General features: G+C 46.7%; 17 protein-coding genes and 1 other annotated feature. Of the genes, 5 read left to right on the top strand and 12 right to left on the bottom strand.

Annotated features, from left to right (window positions below):
* Window positions 1–18: 18 nt before the first annotated feature.
* The 6 genes from AAHF22_RS12820 to AAHF22_RS12795 all read right to left on the bottom strand — a co-directional run bounded on the left by AAHF22_RS12820 (window position 19) and on the right by AAHF22_RS12795 (window position 9,164).
* Window positions 19–897 carry a metal ABC transporter ATP-binding protein gene (locus tag AAHF22_RS12820; protein WP_347325411.1) on the bottom strand — a complete coding sequence of 293 codons (879 nt, stop codon included), beginning with the start codon at window positions 895–897 and terminating at the stop codon, window positions 19–21.
* A gap of 525 nt (window positions 898–1,422) precedes the next feature.
* Entirely contained in the window at window positions 1,423–2,439 is a 1,017-nt protein-coding gene (locus tag AAHF22_RS12815; RefSeq protein ID WP_347325410.1) for a metal ABC transporter solute-binding protein, Zn/Mn family, read from the bottom strand.
* A 462-nt stretch (window positions 2,440–2,901) separates the two neighbouring features.
* Entirely contained in the window at window positions 2,902–4,920 is a 2,019-nt protein-coding gene (locus tag AAHF22_RS12810; RefSeq protein ID WP_347325409.1) for a peptidoglycan D,D-transpeptidase FtsI family protein, read from the bottom strand.
* A 323-nt stretch (window positions 4,921–5,243) separates the two neighbouring features.
* A complete protein-coding gene (locus tag AAHF22_RS12805) occupies window positions 5,244–7,274 on the bottom strand; it encodes a peptidoglycan D,D-transpeptidase FtsI family protein (RefSeq protein WP_347325408.1) in 2,031 nt (676 codons plus the stop codon).
* A gap of 237 nt (window positions 7,275–7,511) precedes the next feature.
* A complete protein-coding gene (locus tag AAHF22_RS12800; RefSeq protein ID WP_347325407.1) occupies window positions 7,512–8,666 on the bottom strand; it encodes a transglutaminase-like domain-containing protein in 1,155 nt (384 codons plus the stop codon).
* Between the two features lie 39 nt (window positions 8,667–8,705).
* Window positions 8,706–9,164, bottom strand: a complete 459-nt coding sequence (locus AAHF22_RS12795; protein WP_347325406.1) for an ATPase — start codon at window positions 9,162–9,164, stop codon at window positions 8,706–8,708.
* A 479-nt stretch (window positions 9,165–9,643) separates the two neighbouring features.
* Here AAHF22_RS12795 and AAHF22_RS12790 point away from each other — a divergent pair, with 479 nt between their 5' ends.
* Window positions 9,644–9,994 (top strand): toprim domain-containing protein, encoded by a 351-nt coding sequence (locus tag AAHF22_RS12790; protein ID WP_347325605.1) that lies wholly within the window; start codon window positions 9,644–9,646, stop codon window positions 9,992–9,994.
* A gap of 538 nt (window positions 9,995–10,532) precedes the next feature.
* Here AAHF22_RS12790 and cyoE read toward each other — a convergent pair.
* The gene (cyoE, locus tag AAHF22_RS12785) at window positions 10,533–11,468 is read right to left on the bottom strand and encodes a heme o synthase (RefSeq protein WP_347325405.1); all 936 of its coding nucleotides are present in this window, start codon (window positions 11,466–11,468) and stop codon (window positions 10,533–10,535) included.
* Window positions 11,469–11,961: 493 nt separating this feature from the next.
* Here cyoE and AAHF22_RS12780 point away from each other — a divergent pair, with 493 nt between their 5' ends.
* The gene (locus AAHF22_RS12780; protein WP_347325404.1) at window positions 11,962–12,957 is read left to right on the top strand and encodes a metal-dependent hydrolase; all 996 of its coding nucleotides are present in this window, start codon (window positions 11,962–11,964) and stop codon (window positions 12,955–12,957) included.
* Window positions 12,958–13,213: 256 nt separating this feature from the next.
* Here AAHF22_RS12780 and AAHF22_RS12775 read toward each other — a convergent pair whose 3' ends face one another.
* The 3 genes from AAHF22_RS12775 to AAHF22_RS12765 all read right to left on the bottom strand — a co-directional run bounded on the left by AAHF22_RS12775 (window position 13,214) and on the right by AAHF22_RS12765 (window position 16,362).
* On the bottom strand, window positions 13,214–14,164 hold the full coding sequence (locus AAHF22_RS12775; protein ID WP_347325403.1) for an ABC transporter substrate-binding protein: 951 nt from the start codon (window positions 14,162–14,164) through the stop codon (window positions 13,214–13,216).
* A gap of 162 nt (window positions 14,165–14,326) precedes the next feature.
* Window positions 14,327–15,355, bottom strand: a complete 1,029-nt coding sequence (locus tag AAHF22_RS12770) for a FecCD family ABC transporter permease (RefSeq protein ID WP_347325402.1) — start codon at window positions 15,353–15,355, stop codon at window positions 14,327–14,329.
* Entirely contained in the window at window positions 15,352–16,362 is a 1,011-nt protein-coding gene (locus tag AAHF22_RS12765) for a FecCD family ABC transporter permease (RefSeq protein ID WP_371834063.1), read from the bottom strand. Before AAHF22_RS12765 ends, AAHF22_RS12770 begins: the two co-directional genes overlap by 4 nt.
* Window positions 16,363–16,966: 604 nt before the next feature.
* Here AAHF22_RS12765 and AAHF22_RS12760 point away from each other — a divergent pair.
* Window positions 16,967–17,149, top strand: coding sequence for a hypothetical protein (locus AAHF22_RS12760; RefSeq protein WP_347325401.1), 183 nt, complete (start codon window positions 16,967–16,969; stop codon window positions 17,147–17,149).
* Between the two features lie 51 nt (window positions 17,150–17,200).
* Here the strand turns inward: AAHF22_RS12760 and trpS are convergent, their stop codons facing one another.
* Window positions 17,201–18,190: a tryptophan--tRNA ligase gene (trpS, locus tag AAHF22_RS12755; protein ID WP_347325400.1), complete on the bottom strand. Its 990-nt coding sequence runs from the start codon at window positions 18,188–18,190 to the stop codon at window positions 17,201–17,203.
* A gap of 54 nt (window positions 18,191–18,244) precedes the next feature.
* Window positions 18,245–18,666 (bottom strand) — a binding site (T-box leader).
* Between the two features lie 149 nt (window positions 18,667–18,815).
* On the opposite strand from trpS, the gene AAHF22_RS12750 reads away from it, so the two are divergent.
* A complete protein-coding gene (locus AAHF22_RS12750) occupies window positions 18,816–19,793 on the top strand; it encodes an aldose 1-epimerase (protein ID WP_347325399.1) in 978 nt (325 codons plus the stop codon).
* A gap of 274 nt (window positions 19,794–20,067) precedes the next feature.
* The gene (locus AAHF22_RS12745; RefSeq protein ID WP_347325603.1) at window positions 20,068–20,538 is read left to right on the top strand and encodes an S-layer homology domain-containing protein; all 471 of its coding nucleotides are present in this window, start codon (window positions 20,068–20,070) and stop codon (window positions 20,536–20,538) included.
* Between the two features lie 340 nt (window positions 20,539–20,878).
* On the opposite strand, the gene AAHF22_RS12740 is transcribed toward AAHF22_RS12745, so the two are convergent.
* A complete protein-coding gene (locus AAHF22_RS12740; protein ID WP_347325398.1) occupies window positions 20,879–21,280 on the bottom strand; it encodes an O-methyltransferase in 402 nt (133 codons plus the stop codon).
* Window positions 21,281–21,380 lie beyond the last annotated feature (100 nt).

Raw genomic sequence — 21,380 nt, 5'->3', positions numbered from 1 at the left:
GTCTGCGATTGTACAGTTTTACTTTCCAGCTAGCAATAAGCCCTGTTGATCTGCTCCTTGCAAAAACGCCATTTTGCCGCCGTATGTTTGCTGCAATAGCTCTGCTGTAAATGTGTGCTCGACCGGACCTGCCGCAATCAGCTGACGATTGAGTAGCAGCACATCGTCAAAGTACGCCTGTACGGTCGACAGATCATGATGCACGACGAGCACGGTTTTCCCCTGCTGCTTCATTTGCTCCAGCAGTGTGATAATCGCTTTCTCTGTCATCGCATCCACGCCTGCAAACGGCTCATCCATCAAATACAAATCCGCCTGCTGTGCAAGTGCTCGTGCCAGAAATATCCGCTGCTGCTGGCCGCCGGATAACTGGCTAATTTGCCGTTCCGCATAATCGGCCATACCTACCTGATCGAGACAGTGCAGCGCGGTTTGCCGTTCCGCTTTACCTGGACGACGGAACAGACCGAGTCGTCCATACGTACCCATCAGCACGACGTCCAATGCACTGGTTGGAAAATCCCAATCAACCGATTCGCGCTGCGGCACATAACCGATCCGGCGGCGATGACTGGCATAGGGCTTGCCGAATACGTTGACCTGCCCGGATAACGATGGAATTAAGCCTAGCATCGCTTTCAGCAAAGTCGATTTGCCTGCCCCATTTGGGCCAAGCAAGCCGATCAATCGCCCTGCTGCCAGTGAAAATGATACTTGCTGAACGACCGGCTGATGATGATAGGTGACAGTCAGTCCTTGTACATGCAGAGGGCTATTTTCCTGTTTCGTAAATAGAGTATGGGACTGCTGTTGCCCATTATCTGACTGCTGATGCGGTTCTATCGTTGGTTGGGCAGACTTTGATCCGGTTGAGTTCGTGGCGGTAAATGGTTTCATGAACAATTCCTCCTTTGATCGTTTTGCAAGTGGTATCGCGTTTGGGATTGGTGTTTTTTGATTAGCATTTTGAGACTGGCTTTGTTGCTTAACATTGTGGACTAGCATTTTTTATTAATGGGTATGCCGTCTAGTTTGAAATCGTATCGCTTTTATACATGCCAATAATGATAGGGTGTGTCAGGATGGTCTGTACTATTTGCTTCGCGAATCTAAATCGTGAATAGAGTGCAACTAGCACGTTAAGCGAGATTGATTTTAACTTTACATCTGCTTTAAATCTCTATTTATAAAAATGCCAGCACACGCTCAAATATAATAGTTAACCTGGTCAAGGTACTAGAAGCGATCACTTGGTCATTTTAAGTATGTGCTCTAATAAAGAATAGCGCTTAGATATTTTAGATATTTTAGATATTTTAGATATTTTAGATATTTTAGATATTTTGAAAATTAGAGGTTTTAGGTTTTAGGTTTTAGGTTTTAGGTTTTAGGTTTTAGGTTTTAGGTTTTAGAAAAGTCACATCAACGCAGCGCTTCTACAATCGTATGCGTGTTGTGTCTGACCATATCGATATAATTTCCTGCTTCTCCATCTGGCGCCCCCAGTGCATCCGAGTATAATTCGCCGCCGAGTTTGACCATATGACCCTGCCCAGCAGCTCCAGCAATAACAGCTTCCATCGCCCGTGCCGGAATGCTACTTTCCGCAAATACAGCTTTGATCTGCCGCTCGACCAGCATGTTACGCAACTCGGCAACGTCACGTGAACCATATTCGGAAGCGGTGCTTAGCCCCTGCAATCCACGAACTTCCAAACCATACGCATCGCCGTAATAACCAAAGGCATCATGCGCTGTGATCAGCACCCGACTCTGCTGCGGGATCGTATCAATCTGCTCTTGTACTTCGCGATGCAGCTGCTGGAGCTGCCCTATATAAGCATCTGCATTACTGCGATATGTCGCTTCATGCTGTGGATCTGCCTCGATTATCGCATCACGGATACGCTCTACTGCCTGACTCCACAAACTCACATCAAACCAGATATGAGGATCATGCTCATTCGCGTACTCGTCACTTTGTCGTAGCCATACTGGATCAATACGTTCTGTCACGGCGACGACATGTCTGGAACGACTCATTTTATCTAATATTTTGGTCATGCTTCCTTCCAGATGCAGACCGTTGTACAGAACTAGATCCGCATCATCCAGCTTGCGAATATCGCCCTGCGAAGCTTTATACATATGCGGGTCCACACCTGGTCCCATTAGCCCGATCACCTGCACATTGGAACCGCCAATCTGCTGTGCTGCATCAGCGATCATGCCTGTTGTAGCTGTAATGTATAATCGTTCATCGCTAGATTCGCCGGCTGCTCGCTCGCCGCTACAACCAGATAGAATTAGTACGATAAGCAGAATACTGGAGATCACCGCATAGCTATGAAAATGGCGAACCATACCGATTTTCGGATAATAATCACGACATGTATGACTCCTATGTCGTATATATAACGAACTCCATTTCATTCTCATTGCTAGATTCATCCTCCTTTGATCGTAAAATGAATAGATCGAACAATATTTCAGTCTTTCTCTAATGACGTTTTTTTAGTATGGGCTATATTTGTTTCCTTAGTGCAAATTTTAAGGTGCAGGGAAAGAAAACACAAGAATGTAATTTTCAACATAGCGTATGCTTGTCTTTATCTTTGTGACTGTGACTGTGACTGTGACTGTGACTGTGACTGTGCTTAATTGTTATGCTTGTTAAAGCAGGAGGTTGTAGATCAAGTATGTAGATAGAGGTTGTAAGCACATGGTTGTACATTGGAGCTGCAAACAACAGGGGAAAGGAACGAAGTAGAGGGATTCCTGTCTCCCACAGCACAAAAAAGCCTTCCGCTTGCGATAGGTGAAGCAGTTAGCTCCCTATCATCAAGCGAAAGGCATCGGTTATTTCGTTAACTCTGAATCGTTCGGGTCATGCCATGTCCGTTATTGTGCTGTTTCCGCATCTGCTGTATCGGTTGGTGCTTGTTGTTTTTTCGGTACACCGTCCAGACCATATTGCTGATCATACGCATCCAAAATTTTGATCGCAACCGGTGCCGCACTCCGGGAACCAAAGCCGCCTTCTGGAATAACAACAGCAACTGCCAACTTAGGATTTTGACGTGGTGCAAAGGCGATAAATACGCCGTTATCGACGATTTTACCGTATACGGATTGCTGGGATGTACCTGTTTTGCGAGCGACATCATAACGGTATCCTTCCAGTACAGCTACTTTACTGCGCATACCGTTAATGACAACATTCCAGTCTTCCGCCGGGAAATCGATCGTGTTGATGACTTCGCGCTTGAATGTTTTGACCGTATTGCCCTGAGCATCTGTAATTTTACTTATAAATTGCGGTTTCAGTCGTTCGCCGCGATTGGCAATCGTCGTTACATACTGAGCAAGCTGTAGCGTTGTATAACGCCCCTGCTGTCCGAATGAAGCGTATGCCATCGCTGCCTGCGCACTACCTGCTGCTTTAATATTCGTATACTCGCCGCGACCTTCATTTTCATACGGCAAACCACTTTTCGTCGATACGCCCAGTCCGAATTCTTTCATATATCGATCCCACACATTGACCGCTTCATTGCCGTATTTGCTGTATAATGGCTTGCCGATTCTATCGATCATAAAGGCGTTGGACGACTTTTGAATCGCTGTGGATGGAGTGAGTGAACCAAGCACTTCTCCAAGTGCATTCCGTACTTTGGTCTCATAACCGGCACGTCCAAACTCAGCATAACCGCGGTCATAATAACCTGCATATGGACCAAAAAATCCTTCTTTCATCCCGATCAGTACCGTAAGCGGCTTAATAACCGAGCCCATCAGTACGAGTGAGGAAGCGCGTTTGCCATTATAAATTTCACGGATCGTACCGTTTGGATAATACGGTTCGATCGCCTTGAGCTGTTCGCTTGTTGGCGATTGTGACCAGATATTCGGATCATAATTCGGCATACTTGCCATCGCTACCACATTGCCTGTATCAACTTCCATCGCTACCGCATAACCGGTCAATGCATTACGTGCCTGTGCACTACCACTACGATACGAACGCAGAAAAGCAATCTGATCCGTAATCGCCTGCTGTGCGGCAAGCTGTACATTTTTGTCGATCGTCATCCACAAATTGTAACCTTTTTGCGGTGGCGTAAGCTCGGAACGACCATCTACCCGATTGAGCGCATTAACCGGTGTGCTGCGCACGCCATTTTTGCCGCGTAGCTCATCCTGGAATGTATACTCCAAACCGTCAACGCCAACCAGTTCGTTATCGATATACCGTTCACCTGCACCTGTCAGACGTGCACGGTTTTTGTATTTGTTCATCGTGGTGCTGACGCCGGAGAAGCCTTTGAGATAGCCGACTGCCTGCACTGCCACATGATCTGGACTGTATTCACGCACACTTTCCTCGCGCACTTCAATGCCTTTGTACTGATCCTTATGCTCCAAAAAATAAGCGATCTCCTTATTACCCAGGTCGCGTTTAATACGGCGAGGGGTGTAGCCGTAATTCTTTTTATATTCGATATCCATCGCTTCAATAATCTGATCCGCAGTCATCTTGTTATTCGGATCACCATACGTATTGAACACCTGCTTCAAGTCGCCGACAATTTTCAGAAATTCCGCCTGATTTTCCGGGCGACGATAATCTTTATTCAGCGTAAAATAGAGCGATTGTGTGGAGAGCGAGTACGCGACTTTACTGCCAGATGCATCGAAGATTGTGCCCCGACTCGGTAAAATCGGCGTTTCGTTATTCACTATGCTAGATTCGGCTTCTGTTAATGTCGGCCCTTCCACAAACTGCAAAATCGCCAACCGTACTACCAGCACACTAAAGATCAAAAATGTAGAAAAGAAAAAAATATTCAACCGGATCGAAAACTGACGTCGGTTACTCTCTTCAAACTCCTCCGCTTCGGTCGAATTCCATTTTTTCATTGACTGGACAACCCCCCTGAATGTTGTTATGCTCTTGCTGCAAGTCCAGCGCAGCCGTTTAGGAATGCATCATTCGTCCCTTGTATGAACGATATCCATTCCAAAATATGTAGTCGTTTCTTCATTTTAGCATATAGATGAAGTGGAACAAAACAGGACTGCTGACCCTGATTCCATATTACCCTCCATACCTGTACGCGCTATCTATTAAATGTGAAAGATTAAAGAAAAGTAGAAAAAAGAAGCAGGCCATTGAGCCTGCTTCTTTTAAGTTTAATGCTATGCTAATGCAGAGTTGAAGCTATGACAGCACAGATGCTTTGTTACTGATTCGTCGAGGTGCTGTCTGTTCCTTCAGCATTCGCACTCGAATCGGCTTGCTTCTTCGGTACGCCATCCAAACCAAACTCTTGATCATACGCATCGAAAATTTTACGCGCGACTGGCGCTGCACTCTGCGCACCAAAGCCACCTTCTGGAATAACGACCGCAACTGCCAGTTTGGGATTATCGCGTGGCGCAAAGGCGATGAATACCCCGTTATCTACAGTATGTCCGTAGATCGATTGCTCGGATGTACCTGTTTTACGAGCAATTGGGTACGGGAAATCCTTAAATGCTGGTACATCGGTTCTCATACCGCCAATGACGGTATCCCAGTATTGCTCTGGGAAGTTGATTGTATTCACGACCTGTGGCTTAAATTGCTTCACCACATTACCTTCCGAATCGGTAATCTTGCTTACAAGCTGTGGCTTGAGGCGTTTACCTTTATTGGCAAGTGTAGTTACGTATTGAGCGAGCTGCAAGGTTGAATATTTCCCCTGCTGACCGAACGATGCAAATGCCATCGCTGCCTGTGTACTACCTGCTGCTTTCGTATCCAGATATTCACCGGAACCTGCACTTTCACCAGGCAGTCCACTCTTCGTAGACACACCCAGACCAAATTCCTTCATGTATTTATCCCATACGTTAACTGAATCGGCTCCGTATTTACGATAAAGCGGTAAGCCGACTTCATCAATCATGAACGTATTCGAGGAATGGTGAATCGCCTCGGCAGGTGTCAGATTACCATATGCATGACTACCCGAGTTACGAATTTTGGTCTCGTGCCCTTCTTTACCAAACTCAGCATAACCGATATCTTGATAATGCGTATACGGCGTAATGACGCCCTCATTCAAGCCAATCAGCACAGTGAGCGGCTTAATAACCGAACCCATCAGTACCATCGAAGACGCATGACCTTGACGATATACTTCCTTGATCGTACCGTTAGCAATACGATCCTGAATTTCTTTATATTTATCAGACGTCATCGTTTCCCAGACGTTTGTATCGTAGTCTGGCATACTCGCCATCGCGATCACGCCACCGGTTTGTACATCCATAGCGACTGCATAACCGGTCTGTGCATTTGGCGCATACGCACTACCACTACGGTATGAGTGCAGATAAGAAAGCTGATCGGTAATCGCTTTTTGCGTAGCCATCTGGATGTTTTTATCGATCGTCAGCCAGACGTTATTGCCTTTTTTCGGCGCGGTTAATTCCGAACGACCAATCGGACGGTTTAGCGCGTTGACCGGCGTCGTTTTCAGACCGTTTTTCCCACGCAGATCATCCTGATACGCATACTCGATTCCATCTACACCGACATACTCGGTTGACAAGTATTTCTCGCCTGCTTCCGTTACGCGCGACTTGTTAATATAATGATCCATCGTCGTGCTCACACCACTAAATTGACGCAAATAGCCGACCGTCTGCGTTGCGACTTGATCAGGATCATAGTGACGAACACTTTCTTCAACGACCTCAATGCCTTTAAACTGATCTTTATGCTCCAAAAAGTGAGCGATCTCGGCATTGGTCAGATTCTTTTTAATTCGGCGTGGCGTATAACCGAACTGCACCTTCGATTCGATATCCATTGCTTTAATGATCTCATCGGCAGTCATTTTCTCGTTCGGATCGCCATACTTGTTAAATACATTTTTAAGCTTGCCGACGATGTCGTACAGTTCTGCCTTGTTTTGTGGCAACGCATAGTTTTTTGTCATCGTAAAATAGAGCGACTGTGAGGATGTAGAGTAAGCAAGACGCGCTTTACCCGAAGCATCCAAAATATTCCCGCGAATAGGCGGGATCGGCGTGCTTTTCGTGGAGATGCTTGCTTCCTTTTCCCGTAATGTGGGACCCTCGACAAACTGCAAAATCGCCAGCCGGACAATCAATACGGTAAATACCATAAACGTAGCGAAAAAGAAGACATTCAGACGGATAGAGAATTGACGCTGATTTTTGAGTTCGCGCTTAGACGACTCATCAATACCCGATTTTTTCATTGCTTGACCTATTCCCTTCTCTTGCGGCATTGCTTGATGATGCCTGAATCGTTCGATATGTGTGTACTTGTGGCAGACCAGCATGATCCGCCTTTGCTTTTGGACAGGACAACGCCAACAGAACTATATTATCACACCATGAAGTGTGTTGAGAAATTTCACAAAAAAGTCCGGTGTAACTCGTCACCGGACTTTTAGCTGGATGAACGGATAAAACAACAGAAATCGTTATATTGCTTACAGTACACTTTGCTCGATATGCGTCTCGGCGAATTTGGGCGGATTAAACCAGTTGCCTGCTGAAGCCCATGTTGGATCAAGTGGAATCCATTTTTTCGCTTCCGGTAAATACACCTGATTCCATGCATGCGCACCATAACCACCCTGCCCATTGTAACCAAGACCGGTCACGACGCGCACATCGATCCCTTGTGAACGTGCCATGACCGCATACAGACGAGCATAATCGATACATACGCCTAATCGGGTTTTAAATGTATCCTCTGGCGTCTGCTCATGCCATACGCCGCGCTGCTCATAATCATCTACTTTGCCATAATCATAACTGATTCGAGAGCCAACCCAGTCATAGAGCAAACGGGCTTTCTCTTCCGTATTGGTCGTTTTACCGACAATCTCGGCAGCTGCCTGTTCGATATTCGCCGGAATGCTACGATCGACCACATCATATTTACGCTGGAAAATACCGGTTAGCTCCTGTAAAGCCGCACTCGTAAATACAGGCAAGCGATCTTTAATAAACGAACCGGTTAATGGCTGCACAACGGATTTGACGGCACCGTTGTACAGAGAAGAGGCTTCAACATAGGAAGAAAGCTTATTGTTCGGATACAGGCTAACGACGATGAATAATACGAGAACGATCACTGCACTACGTAACAAGCCATTAAGCAGCCCTACGAGACCACCTACCAATCGGCTCACCCATGAGGAACGCTTTTCCTCTGCGGGTATATAACCGGCACGCCAGCGTTCCGGCACTAACAATGCGGCTAGCAACGAAAACGCCATACTCGCGACCACATAACTGAGCATAAACACAACGGCAAAACGCAGCAACGAAAATTCGGAAATCAGATACACCGCCGAATAATACATTTCCTTCCACCATTGCAAATCGCCATCCGGTACAGAAGTGGATACCTTTTCCGCCCATGATTTGACATAGGGAGAAGCAAACATCGCAAACGGTCCTGCCAGCGCCAATGCGAGAATGGTCAGCAACGTGCGACCTGCCCACGAAAATAAACGACCTGCCGAACGACTGGCACCGCTTCGCACTCCTTGCAATACCGAAATCAATACAATTACATATAACAAACAGGACACCAGACTACTGTCAAACCAGGCTGCGATATCCTTAACTTCCATTCCTATCCTCCTTCGTATCCACACCAGCTCTTACGTCGTTCAAGAACCGGAACTTCCTGTAGCCGTGTTGTGCTTCGCCTGTGTAATGACAGATTGAATCGTATTATTGATATCCCATTCGCCTAGAGGAACGCCGCGGAACGTCACACTAACTTTGCCAGCACCTGGCTTTCCGTTCAGCTCAATATTGTCGGACTTGATCGTATAGGTTCCATCCCCATTTTGAATAAAACGGGCATCTTTCGCCTCATTTTTCATCACCTGAAGCGCTTGATCGCGCATCGCCCCTACCGTCTGATCGGTCACATTCGTAACCGTTTGTTTAATCTGATCAAGCGAAATGCCACTATAAATAAACACGGCGATAATAATCACGATCACAATCAGCCAGCGGATGACCGTTTTTATCAGATTGATCACGAGAAATAATATAATCAGGGCGACCAGAATGATTAGCCAGTTTTGCCTGAAAAATTCACTCCATACCTGCCAATCCATCTGCTCCACCTCCATACTTTAATCGATGACTATTTCGAATGTGACCATCGCTGCGGATGTCTGAATAGTAAGCGATATCAACCATTATTCATTGTAATCACACACTTTTATTACTAGTCACTTTTATTACTAGTATTAGCGGTTTTCTAACGAGAAATTCAATCACGAGTGGCTTTTACAAAGCAAACAATCGGACTAGTCATCGTTCGGCTATAGGATACCCAACGATTAGCTCTATTGTTTCTATTTATGCAACCTATACGCCTACTCTGTTTCAACTCTGGTTATTGTGTTCAATAAAGCGATATAGACCATAGCTTTCACAGGGAGCTACACAGGCTTTATATAGGCTTGTTATAGCAAGCCAGTCTATATTATAACCGAATTATACTCGAAGTATAGCGGTTATGTCAGCATCCACTCAGCTAGCATCTTTTGCATGGACGATGCCTTTCCATTACAATACACATACAGAGGTGATGACCTTGCTTCATATTATCGTAGAAGGTAAAAACGATCGTAGTAAACTGCGTCGTCTGCTACAATCCGAAGTCGAAATTCTGTGCACATTTGGCACGCTTAATTCGCAAAAATTGGAGAAACTACGCAAACAGGTTGGACGCGATGAGGTCTATCTGTTTTTGGATAATGACTCTTCCGGTCGTAAAATACGCGCAGTGCTCAGCGATGCTTTTCCCGATGCGACACATATGTACACGCGTCGTGGCTATGCCGGCGTAGAAGGTACACCGGATGAGTATGTAACGCAGCAGCTGGAAAAGGCAGGGCTGGATGAGTATATTATTTATCCGCCTGCGGGGTTTGAATAATGAATGGGGCGGACGAATGTTTGCGTCAACCACTCCGGGAAGTGGTTGACGCAAACATTCGTCCGCTTTAGAGAGTGAGCAGGAAAAGCACAGAATCGTAATGACTTTATACCTCTATACCTTTTATAGCTTTTTTAGCTTTTTTAATCTTAAATATGGTTAGAATCGAAGTTACTCTTAAGAAACAAATTGAATGTGAATATTGGTATGAGGATTAATAGGAGTAGCTTGGTATTTGGATATAATGGGTATGATTTTTCGTTGGATATGCTTTGTAGATAAAGGATATTTTATTGTTTTAATTTTTAATTGTAACTAAAAACTTTGTACGATACTTGTAAGACACTGTGTATGTAATTTGTACATACATGCTTTTACCTTTTCATAATTTAAAGGCTTTGCCAAAAGTTCGGGATTAGATGTATGTTTAATTAGATAGCAAACGGTAGGGTTGGCTACTGTGGATAGGTTATAGTTGTACACCAACTGCCGCAGTGACAATTCCTGCGGCAGTTGGTCGGCTGTATGATCGTTTAATTTAACGATGAACAGTGTCGATGATCATCAGGATGAAGCTGAGTGTTAAGTAGTTGATGGAGAAAATGAACGCGGTTTTTGCCCATTTGTCGGTGTCTGGCTTTTGGAAGCCGGCGATGGCCATACCGAGCCAGACGACGGATAGCAGGACGGATGTGATCGTGTAGATCAGTCCGGTGTAGCCGTACATGTACATGAGAATAGGTACAGGAATAAGTAAAGCGATGTATGGGAGCATTTGATATTTGGTGCGTTTAATACCTTTAACAACGGGAAGAAGCGGGTAACCAGCTGCGCGATATTCCTCAACACGGCGAATGCCGAGTGCCCAGAAATGTGGCGGTTGCCACAGGAATAGCATAGCGAACAGTAGCCAGGCGCCAAGATCGATCTGCTGGCTGACAGCGACATAACCGATAACTGGAGGCATTGCGCCGGAAATGCCACCGATCGATGTGCTCCAGGTGGAATGGCGTTTGAGCCATAATGTGTAGATGATGACGTACACGAACATGCCCAGTGCGCCGAGTGCAGCGGCAAGCATGCCGGAAAAGACCGCAAGTACGCCAAGACCAAGTACGCCCAGTGCAATCGCATACCATAGCACTACATTGGGCGACAAGCGGCGCGTCGCCAGCACTCGCTCACGAGTACGAATCATTTTCGTATCCAGCTCACGATCAAAGTAATTGTTAAACACACAGGAAGATGCCATTACCAGCATCGTACCGAGCAATGTCCATACCATCAGCATCCAGCCGATATGCCAGCCTGAAGCGAGCCAGAATCCACCAAAGGTTGCAATCAGATTGGATCTTAAAATGCCAGGCTTCGTGAGGGCGACAAAATCTTTCCAGGTCACTCCGCTCTCCTGTGGGGAAGGGCCTGCATAAGTTGAAGCGTCCGCCGAAGCCGGATAACCAAGTTGTTTATCCACGTTAACAACGTTCCTCCTTCATAATTAGCAACAGAAAACCGATGAGTACATCAAGGAGTCTCATCATAAAAAAATTCACTTTCTGCCAGCTGTCCGAGTAGGCTGGACAGACTGTAAAAGTGAAAAATACCGTAACACGAAACAAAATCGCTCTATAAACTTTATCATAACTGTATCGAAAAGTCTTTGTGATTCGGTTAGTCAAGCGTGGCGATTATGACAATTTATTGACAAGCTACAAATTTAATATCCGTTTCACGTTTCAGTTAGCTGGTTATGGTAAACTACATGCAATAGTTTACAATCATTGATAGTGTCTATGTCGTATATCATGTTTATACGATTAGATGTACATCTACAATGAATACAGGTGGTTTTCCAATACATGCTGGATCACTGCTGCATTTCATGGATACCGTTTACTGGATAGGTATTCAAGTACTTTTGATAAACTGCATGCTTATTTTGGAATGAAGTAAGGAGAGAATAGTCAATGGATACTGCTACCCATTTTGCTATGGGGTTTGGACTCGCTGGACTTGCATACGTCGATCCGGTGGTTGCTTCTGACCCCGGGCTAGCGATCGCCGTTATGGTCGCAACGATTATTGGATCGCAGGCACCGGATTTTGATACCGTTTTACGTTTAAAAGATAATGCGACTTATGTACGGAATCACCGTGGTATCACGCACTCCCTGCCATTTATGGCACTCTGGATTGCCTTGATTGGCGGCGGCACCTCACTGCTGCTCCATCATGAAGGCTTCTGGCATATTTTATTATGGACAGCGATTGCGGTGGTGCTGCATGTGTTTACCGATTTGTTTAACACCTATGGTACGCAGGCGGTACGCCCATTTAGTGAAAAATGGATTTCGTGGAACATTATTAACATTTTTGACCCGTTTATTTTTGGGACGCATATTGCCGCGTTGCTGTTGTGGATGACGGGTCTGGTGCCCACCGCGCCGATCTTTGTCACGCTGTACAGTATGATCGGTGTCTACTATATATGGCGCGTGCTGACACACTGGTATTTAACACGCAAGGTCGAGCGTATGGATATCGAAGACGGACGCTCACCGGAACCGGATGGTCATTATATATTAATCCCGACGATCTCGCTGCGTCGCTGGCACGTCGTGCATGCCAAAAAAGATGGCAGCTATCGTATCGGCTGGTATAGCCCGGATAAGCTGATCTGGATTGATTCGGTTCATTCGATGGAGCATCCAGCTATTGAAGCTTCACGCAAGCATCGTGATATTCGTGCATTGCTGTACTTTTCATCGTATACGATCTCCGAGGTTGAGCAGACATCCAACGGCTATATTGTACGCTGGGCCGATGTGCGTTATCGCCATCGCCGCCAGTATCCATTCGTTGCGGTTGTCGTCATGGATCGTCAGTTTAACACGATCGATTCCTATGTCGGCTGGCTAAGCCCGGATAAAATGAATGAACGGATTAGCCTGCATATGAGTTAAATTCGTTATCGTGCTAACGTGTAGCTGCATCTATTGCTACAGATTTCAGTTACAGCTTATAGCTACCAATCAAACATGAATCAAAAAAGACTGACTTTCCGCTGCTTGAAGCAGGTCGGAAGTCAGTCTTTTTTAGTTCAATATCGTTGCTGCTTACAGTTTGAAATTACGATTTTGAGCCGACGATGGACTGATCATTACTTACTATACTCATGATCCATGTCGTAATGGATATTGCGATCTACATAACAAACGTTTATTTGGAAAACAATTGCTGCGCATCATCCAGTGCCATGCTGTGACCGAGAGAGGAGTAATCCAGCCATTTCTGACCATCCAGCACATACACATGATTCGCTTTAACTGCCTTCAAATTTTGCCAGACTGGATTTTGTTCTAACTCGTCGAATGTTGCTTTTGCCTGCTTGCCTTTACTAATAATGACGAAGATCGCGTCGGCATCGTAATCCGGTAGCACTTCTTTGGAGATAACTGCGAACGGTTCGGTTGCCGGGATTTGCTTCACACCTTCCGGCGCTTGCAGCTTCAGATCATTGTACAGAATTGGGCCGACGGGCCGACCTGTACTCATCACACGCAGTTCTTTGGCTGTGGCGCGAATCGCCATGACTTTGGCATTGTCGCCCAATTTCTTGTGGATCAACGCGCTGACTTCGTCTGCTTTCGCCGTGTATTGTTTAATAAATTCATCGGCTTTATCGGTCAGACCGACATGGCTGGCCACCTGCTTGAGCTGGTCTTGCCATGTGCCTTGATCCATATCGATCACAATCGTTGGGGCAATCGCTTCGAACTTGGCCAGGTCTTTACCGGACTGCGATTTATCGATATAGATCACATCCGGTTGCAGGGCAAGCAGTGCTTCCATATCAGGATCAGTAACGGCGCCCAGCTTTGTCGTTCCTTGCAAACGATCTGCTACATGTGGCAAAAAGTCTTTCACATCGCCACCAATGACCGAACCTGCGGGCTGAATACCGAGTGCCAGCAAGTTGTTCGTAATATGAATCGACATGGAGGCGATACGAGCATCTGCTGTGTGCGTAATTGTACCATTTTCAACTTTAACTTTATCGCTAGTTGAACCTTCCGCGGATGTCGTACCCGCTCCCCCTGACTGACCGCAGGCTGCCAGCAGCATGACTAGCAAGCTCAATATAATGACCGTATTCCATCGTTTTAACATGTTTCTACTCCTTTACAAGCTCACCTATCCGTGTGGCTTCTGTATAGTCTGTTCGTTACCATTTTGTTTGCTTTCATACAATCGTCATCCCTGATAGATTCCGTCATGCATCGGATGGATGCTTTGCTTCATCTATCATGGATACTTGAGAATGCAGCTCTTTTAAAAGCGGCTTTTCAGCAGCAAATATAAAAAGTACGGCCCACCAAGCGCTGACACGACTACTCCTGCCGGAATAAAGTTCGGCTGAAAAATAGAACGTCCAATCGTATCTGCCCCGAGTAAAATAACGAGTCCAAGCAGCGCTGCTGCCGGCAAAAAGTATTGATGCTTCGCTCCAGTTAAGCGACGAGCGATATGTGGTGCCGCCAGTCCAATAAATCCAATCGAGCCGACCATCGCCACACTGGCACACGACAACGCCACTGCCAGCAGCATCAATTCAATCCGGCTGCGATTCACATATCCACCAACACCAAGCGCCAGCTCATCACCAAGCGCGAACAAATCAAGCTTGGGCGAGCGCCAGTGCACCCACGGCACAAGCAGCACGATCCACGGTAGTAGTGCCCACACATGCATCCAATCCCTTGCCCAGACACTGCCGGCAAGCCAGGTCGCTGTAAAAGTGTACGTATCCTCATCCAATCGTAGTGACAGCAGCAACGTGATCGCGCTCATCCCTGCCGCGATCGCGATCCCAACGAGAATAAGCCGAATGGGCAGCAGTCCTCGTCTACGATCATACGCCAGCAGGAAAATGATCGTCGCAGTCACCACACCACCGATAAACGTAAACACCGGAATCCAGATTGCGGACGAACCTTCCAGCGTCCGAAAAAAGGAAACGTACACGATCAGCCCCAGTCCGGCACCTGCATGAATACCGAGTACACCGGGATCAGCAAGCGAATTGCGCGAAGTGCCCTGCAATACCGCTCCTGCGAACCCGATGCCGATCCCTGCCAGCATCGTAATCACAATGCGCGGCAATCGGTAATCGAACAAAATCAGCTGCTCCTGACGTGTGCCCATACCAAACAATGTATATAACACTCGCAAGGGCGACAATCGAATCGTTCCTGTATTGAGACTGATCAACATCACTACGATCGCGACGATCAGCAGCAATAGACTGACCGTCCAGGCACGGCGTATTTTAGCAGTCTGCACACGATGAATATCGATCATAGCTCCCTCCCTTCACGACGAGCGAGCATGAGGAAAAAGGGCACGCCCACAATCGCAACCATCGCACCGATCGCAAATTCACGCGGTGGTTGCACCATCCGCGAAGCCAGATCCGCCCATACGAGCAATATCGCACCAAGCAGCGCGGAAAAGGGAATCAAAGCGCGATAATCGACGCCGATCAGACGCCGGGCGATATGCGGTACAACCAGACCGATAAAGCTAATTGCGCCGGCTGCTGATACGGATACACCAGCCAAAATGACGACAGCTGTCAACGCCAGCATTTTAACAACTCGCACCCGAACGCCCAGATTCACCGCCGATTCCTCACCTAACGATAAAAAAGTAATCGGTCTGCCCAGCGTAATCGTCCACAGGATCGTAAGTACGATGATCGGCGCCAGCCACTGGAGCTGCTGCCAGCCAATGCCGCCCACACCACCTGCGTACCAAAACGCTAGATCCTGACTCAAATCATAATATAGCGCCACTCCCGTACTGAGTGAATGCAGCATCGCTGCAATAATCGCGCCTGCTACAGTCAACTTCATCGAGCTTAAGCCTCCCGGCGTAGCTGCACCGAGCAACACAATGAGCAGCGTCGCCAGCGCGGCGCCGACAAACGATAACGCCATCAGCCCGGTATATGACAAGGCTGGCAAAAAGGCAAAGCTCAGTGCAACGACGAGCGATGAACCTGCATTGATGCCAAGAATGCCCGTATCCGCCATCGGATTGCGTGTAACCCCCTGCATGATCGCTCCTGCTACCGCAAACGCCATACCGGTAAGCACCGCTCCAAGCACGCGCGGCAAACGCAGATTATAAATGATCTGATCCGCTGTTGCGGCTGCATCATAATGAAATACCGCCGACCAGACTACCGGCAATGTCAATTCCTTCGCTCCATACGAAACAGCAAAAAAGACAGACAGCAGCAGTCCGGCAGTCGCGGCGACAAACCAGCCTGTTAACTTTAGTGTTCGATTGTATCTATGCACCAAATGCTGCCGCTTCCTTTCTGCACATGATTGATAATCATTATCATTGCGATGTAGTCATTATACTGCATTTGATGATTTTGTATATAGTTTGATCGAACGTGGGATTTGGAGGTTGCTGGGGGGCAGACACCACTCCGGCAAGGAATAAGGAGACGGACTCCGGTCTCGCACAGGAATCTACGGAGTAGGAGGAAATTGTAGATTCCCGTGCTCAAAAGTCGTCCTTTCTCCTTATTTCCTTGCCTCCGTTCCTTGCTGCTTGCAGCAAAAGGTAAATACACACGTCGCAAATGAGGGGGCAGGCGCATACCTTAGCTATACATAACCTGAAATCTAACCAAACATAGTCGCCCACATCTACAATCTCGCTTGACCGTCTAAACGATGTCGGGCACAATAGAAATAGGAGCGATGCTTTACGCTTACATCGCTCCTGTAGTGGATCTTTGTAGTATAGAAGAAAATCATTTTGCATCGTTATCATCGTGCATGTTGATAAATTTCTACTGACACCCATACCTATTATTCTAAACGATACCAATCGCGCGCAGGGCCATCATGGTCTGCCCTACGTGCTGTTTGGATTCAGGAGGCCTGGATTTCAATGAGTAAAGTGCTTTCCGCCTGGTTTGCTTTTTCATCTATTGTATTGCTCTTACTGTGCGCGATTGCGATCTCGCATTCGGCCTGGCTCGCTGTATTGTTAGGCGTGCTCGGTGTAGCGAATATCGGTTGGGGCTTTGTGATTAAAGCTCGGCAAAATCGTCGTCAGGGCAATACAGTCTAAATGCTGCTTGTTCACTACTAGGCCTGCTTGCTTCTATGTCTATAGCTTTACTTAAAATGAAGCAGGCAGGAAACCCATCCGTTGTTTCACGTCCGCTAGTGTTTTCTCCGCTTTGGCCCCTGCATTGTGTGCACCCTGGCGGAGAATGTCGCGGACTTCGCCGGATTTGCGAATATCGTGGTAGCGTTGCTGCATCGGCTCCAAGCCAGCGACAACGACTTCGGCTAGATCCTTTTTAAATGCCCCGTACATTTGTCCTTCGAATTTGTCTGCCACTTCGGCAAGCGTCATTCCCGAAAATTGTGAATAGATCGTCATCAGATTGCTCACTTCCGGTTTGTTTGCCGGATCATATTGTACTTCACGACCGGAATCGGTCGTTGCACGACTTAACTTTTTGCGGATCACATCGGGTGGATCAAGCAGTGCGATATAGCTGCCTGTATTCGGATTGCTCTTGCTCATTTTTTTCGTGCCGTCATCCAGCGACATAATCCGTGCGCCCACTTCTGGAATAAATGGATCAGGCTGTGTAAAATAGTCGCCAAAACGGTGATTGAAACGTGCGGCCAAATCGCGTGTCAGCTCCAGATGCTGTTTCTGATCGTCGCCTACCGGCACCAGATCGGCATTATAGAGCAAAATATCGGCTGCCATAAGCGCCGGATATACGAACAGACCTGCGCCGACATTTTCCTTGCCTGACGACTTGTCTTTAAACTGTGTCATACGCTCCAGCTCGCCCATCGATGCGAGTGTTGTCATAATCCATCCCAGCTCGGCGTGCTGTGGCACATGGGATTGCATGAAAATGCTCGCCTTACTTGGATCAAGACCGGCAGCCAAATATAAGGCAGCGACCGATTCGGATGCTTCACGTAATGCTTCTGGCTCTTGCGCGACTGTGATCGCATGCAGATCGACCACCATAAAGTAGCAGTTGTATTCGTTTTGCAATTGGACAAAGTTTTTGATCGCGCCGATGTAGTTGCCGATCGTCAGCAAACCACTCGGCTGAATGCCGGATAGTACAGTTTTCATCATGTATTCCTCCCGATTCATTAATAAAATGGAACGCAAAAAAGGCCACACCCCAAAAGGGACGTGTGACCGTGGTACCACCCTTATTCATCAGACGATGGGCGCTTGCGCTCCCTATCCTTTCTTCCGTATAGCTATCGTCAGTACGATGTAAAACGGCTGCATACCCAACCAGCCCGTTCGATCTCTAACCAAGCGATATCTATCGGTCGAAATGCTGTTACTGACGGTATGCAACAAACCAAACTTCGGCTATAGCGCATCATCACAGCAACCTATCGGACGATTCGTCTAATCTCTGGTTCCCGTTAACGGCGGGTTGCCGGCCTGCATACTATGGATGTCTCTCAGGGAACATTCCGTTTCTGCGTAGCACTCCAGAGTCCATTCAGCACAGCGTCTTCACCGGTTCGCATCAACCACCGGCTTTCTGTAAAAGGCTGTCCATGCCTACTACTCTCTGTCATCGTGTTTACCTATATAGTCGCTTCAAACTTGAGCCTATCTTAAAGCCAAACGGAATGAATGTCAAATGCTAAATCGCCATTTTCAGTGAATATCTGTTATGATAAATATTAATATATTGTACTGCATTTGTGCTGGATAATCAGGAAGGAGCAACGCCATGACTGTAAGTAAAGGAAGCTGGAATGGATATGAAACGTATATTTTAAAAAGCAAGCAACTGGAAGTCACACTGTTGCCGAAGCTGGGCAATAACGTGATCGGTATTCGCGATTTACAAGAAAATCGTGATATTTTGCGCCGCCCTGAAGAGAGCGACAAGGACTTTTATATGCAAAAGCCGTACCACTTCGGTATGCCAATGCTGATGCCGCCAGGACGTATCCGGCGTGGTCATTTTGAATATGATGGTGTGGAATACCAGTTTGATCAAAACACAGCGAACGACAATCATATTCATGGCTTGCATCGCAACCAGTCATGGCGCGTAGCCGATATCGATGAAAATGAAATCGGCTGCCAGATCGTAACCGAACTGTTGACTGCGAATGATCCGAACTGGATTCGACAGTATCCAACACCACTCAAGCTGGAAATGAGCCTGCAACTGCAAGGCACTTCACTGATGCAGCGACTCAAAATTACGAATCTGGGCGAACATGCTGCACCGTTCGGCTTTGGCCTACATACATGGTTCCTGCTGGATGGCGAGCCGTCCCGCTGGACATTGAAAGTTCCGGTCAGCGATCAGCTCGTACAGGATGAAGAACAAATTCCGACAGGCGAGGTTATTCCTTTACACGAATGGGAAGAGCTAAACACAGGTATGAATATGGCTCATCGCGATTGGGATAATCTGCTGCGTATTGGCGATAAACGTCCGGTCAGTGCGGAACTGCGACGTGATGATGGCTATGGTCTACGCTATTCGGCAGATCCGGATTATTTTAAATACTGGGTATTGTATACGAAAGGTGAAAGCGATCAGTTTCTATGTATCGAACCGTATACATGCTTGCCCGACGCGCCTAACTCTACGCATCCACGCGAATTTACTGGTTTAATCGAGCTGGAGCCGGGTGTTCCCGTTGAGCTGAGCTTACAGCTTGATGTGATTGAAAAATCGACGATGCTGTAACAACTGCTGCTGATAAAGGCTCGGTCGATGCGTTCAAAACGGTAGTACGTCCGCTCCTACATACACCGACCTGGATCGTTCATACGCCGAAAATGAACAGATCACCGATAGCCGTACAAGCCAATTGGCGTATCAGGCACTGACGGAGCTAGGATCGACACAGGTCAAGGAAACGCTCTATAGCGATGCGTTTATGGACAGTCAGCGTTTTTATGGAGCGATGAAACACTGGTCATAGGTTCCTGCCTTTAAGGATCAGAACATGATCGACTGACTGTTTGCGCAGTACAAGCAGGGCGAAGCGGCAACTGAACCCCATTTAACCGAACCGCCTGCGGATCATACCGCATCCGATATAGCTATAACTAGAGCAGAATTAGCCGCTCTGCTTAGCACAGCGTTCCATTACACTGCATCAGCAGATGCAGCATCGCGTTACACGGATATTTCCAATCTACCGCAATTGGAAGCGATTGAAGCTGTGACAGCTGCCGGTTGGATACGCGGTATAGGCAACAATCAATTTGACCCGGAGACCCCCGTTACACGAGTAGCACTTGCTGTTATTATGGGAACATGGCTCAAGCAGGCTTATCCGTACTCGTCTTCTGCCCCCAGTCCAACGGGTTATAGCGATGTATCCGCGCAGCACTGGGCTTACAATGCTATCGTTTCTGTACAACCGCTAAATACACTTCCAGTCAGCACAGATAAATTCACGACTTCTTTTCACAACATAGATTAAACTACAGCATAGTAGTACGCATCACACCAGAGCGCATTAAAAAAGCGACTACCTTATAGGTAGTCGCTTTTTTCTCCATGTTTCCGTTTCAGTACATCGGGTATGTGGCTTGATTACAAGCCGAAATAGTTAATAAAATATAAAAGAATACAATATAATAGCATGAAACAAGATGCCTGTTCGGATGGAGTCGTACACAGCGTATCGCTTTCAAAATGCTAGTTTGGCTATCCAATCAGATGCTTTAACTAGCTGGTGTTCCTCTTGATTCCCTTGCTCGATTTCTCTTTCACTTACTTCTTCATTTTTGCTTCTTCCTTGCCTTCTTCAAGCCTGACAATTATTCTACATTCGCTTCGCTGTATGTAGCTCTTGGATACCGAATCATATGATTAGCCATGTTGTAATTGGATTCAATAACCGTGTCGACCATGAGCAAGCCTTTGCGAATAGCAAATTCGTAGCTAATCTCACCGTGTGTCCAATGGTTTTTGAATTTTAGCGATTCAATTGCCATTTGGCGGAACGATTTGATCTGCATGGCAGTCAACCCTTCCTCTACCCCTGACCATTCTCCATTACGTCCGCTGATCGGGTTATGACGAATACCGAATTTCCCAATCATGTTATTGCGTATTTGTACAAACACATTACCTGAATCGAGATGAGCCATCTCCTTTTCCAATTCCTTAAAGACGATATCAATCTGCCTGGATAAAGAGAGTAGATCATTTTTAGGCATTTGTTCCCCTTCCTTTCTTTGTAAATCATGTAAAATCAGGACTTACGACTCATTATATGGTGCCCATAAACATCTAGCAATACGCTTATTTATAAATAGG

The organism is Paenibacillus wenxiniae (assembly GCF_039822605.1).
Classification (GTDB): domain Bacteria; phylum Bacillota; class Bacilli; order Paenibacillales; family Paenibacillaceae; genus Saccharibacillus; species Saccharibacillus wenxiniae.
Note: the sequence above shows the minus strand (reverse complement) of the source record. Positions and strands in the feature narration are given on the sequence as shown.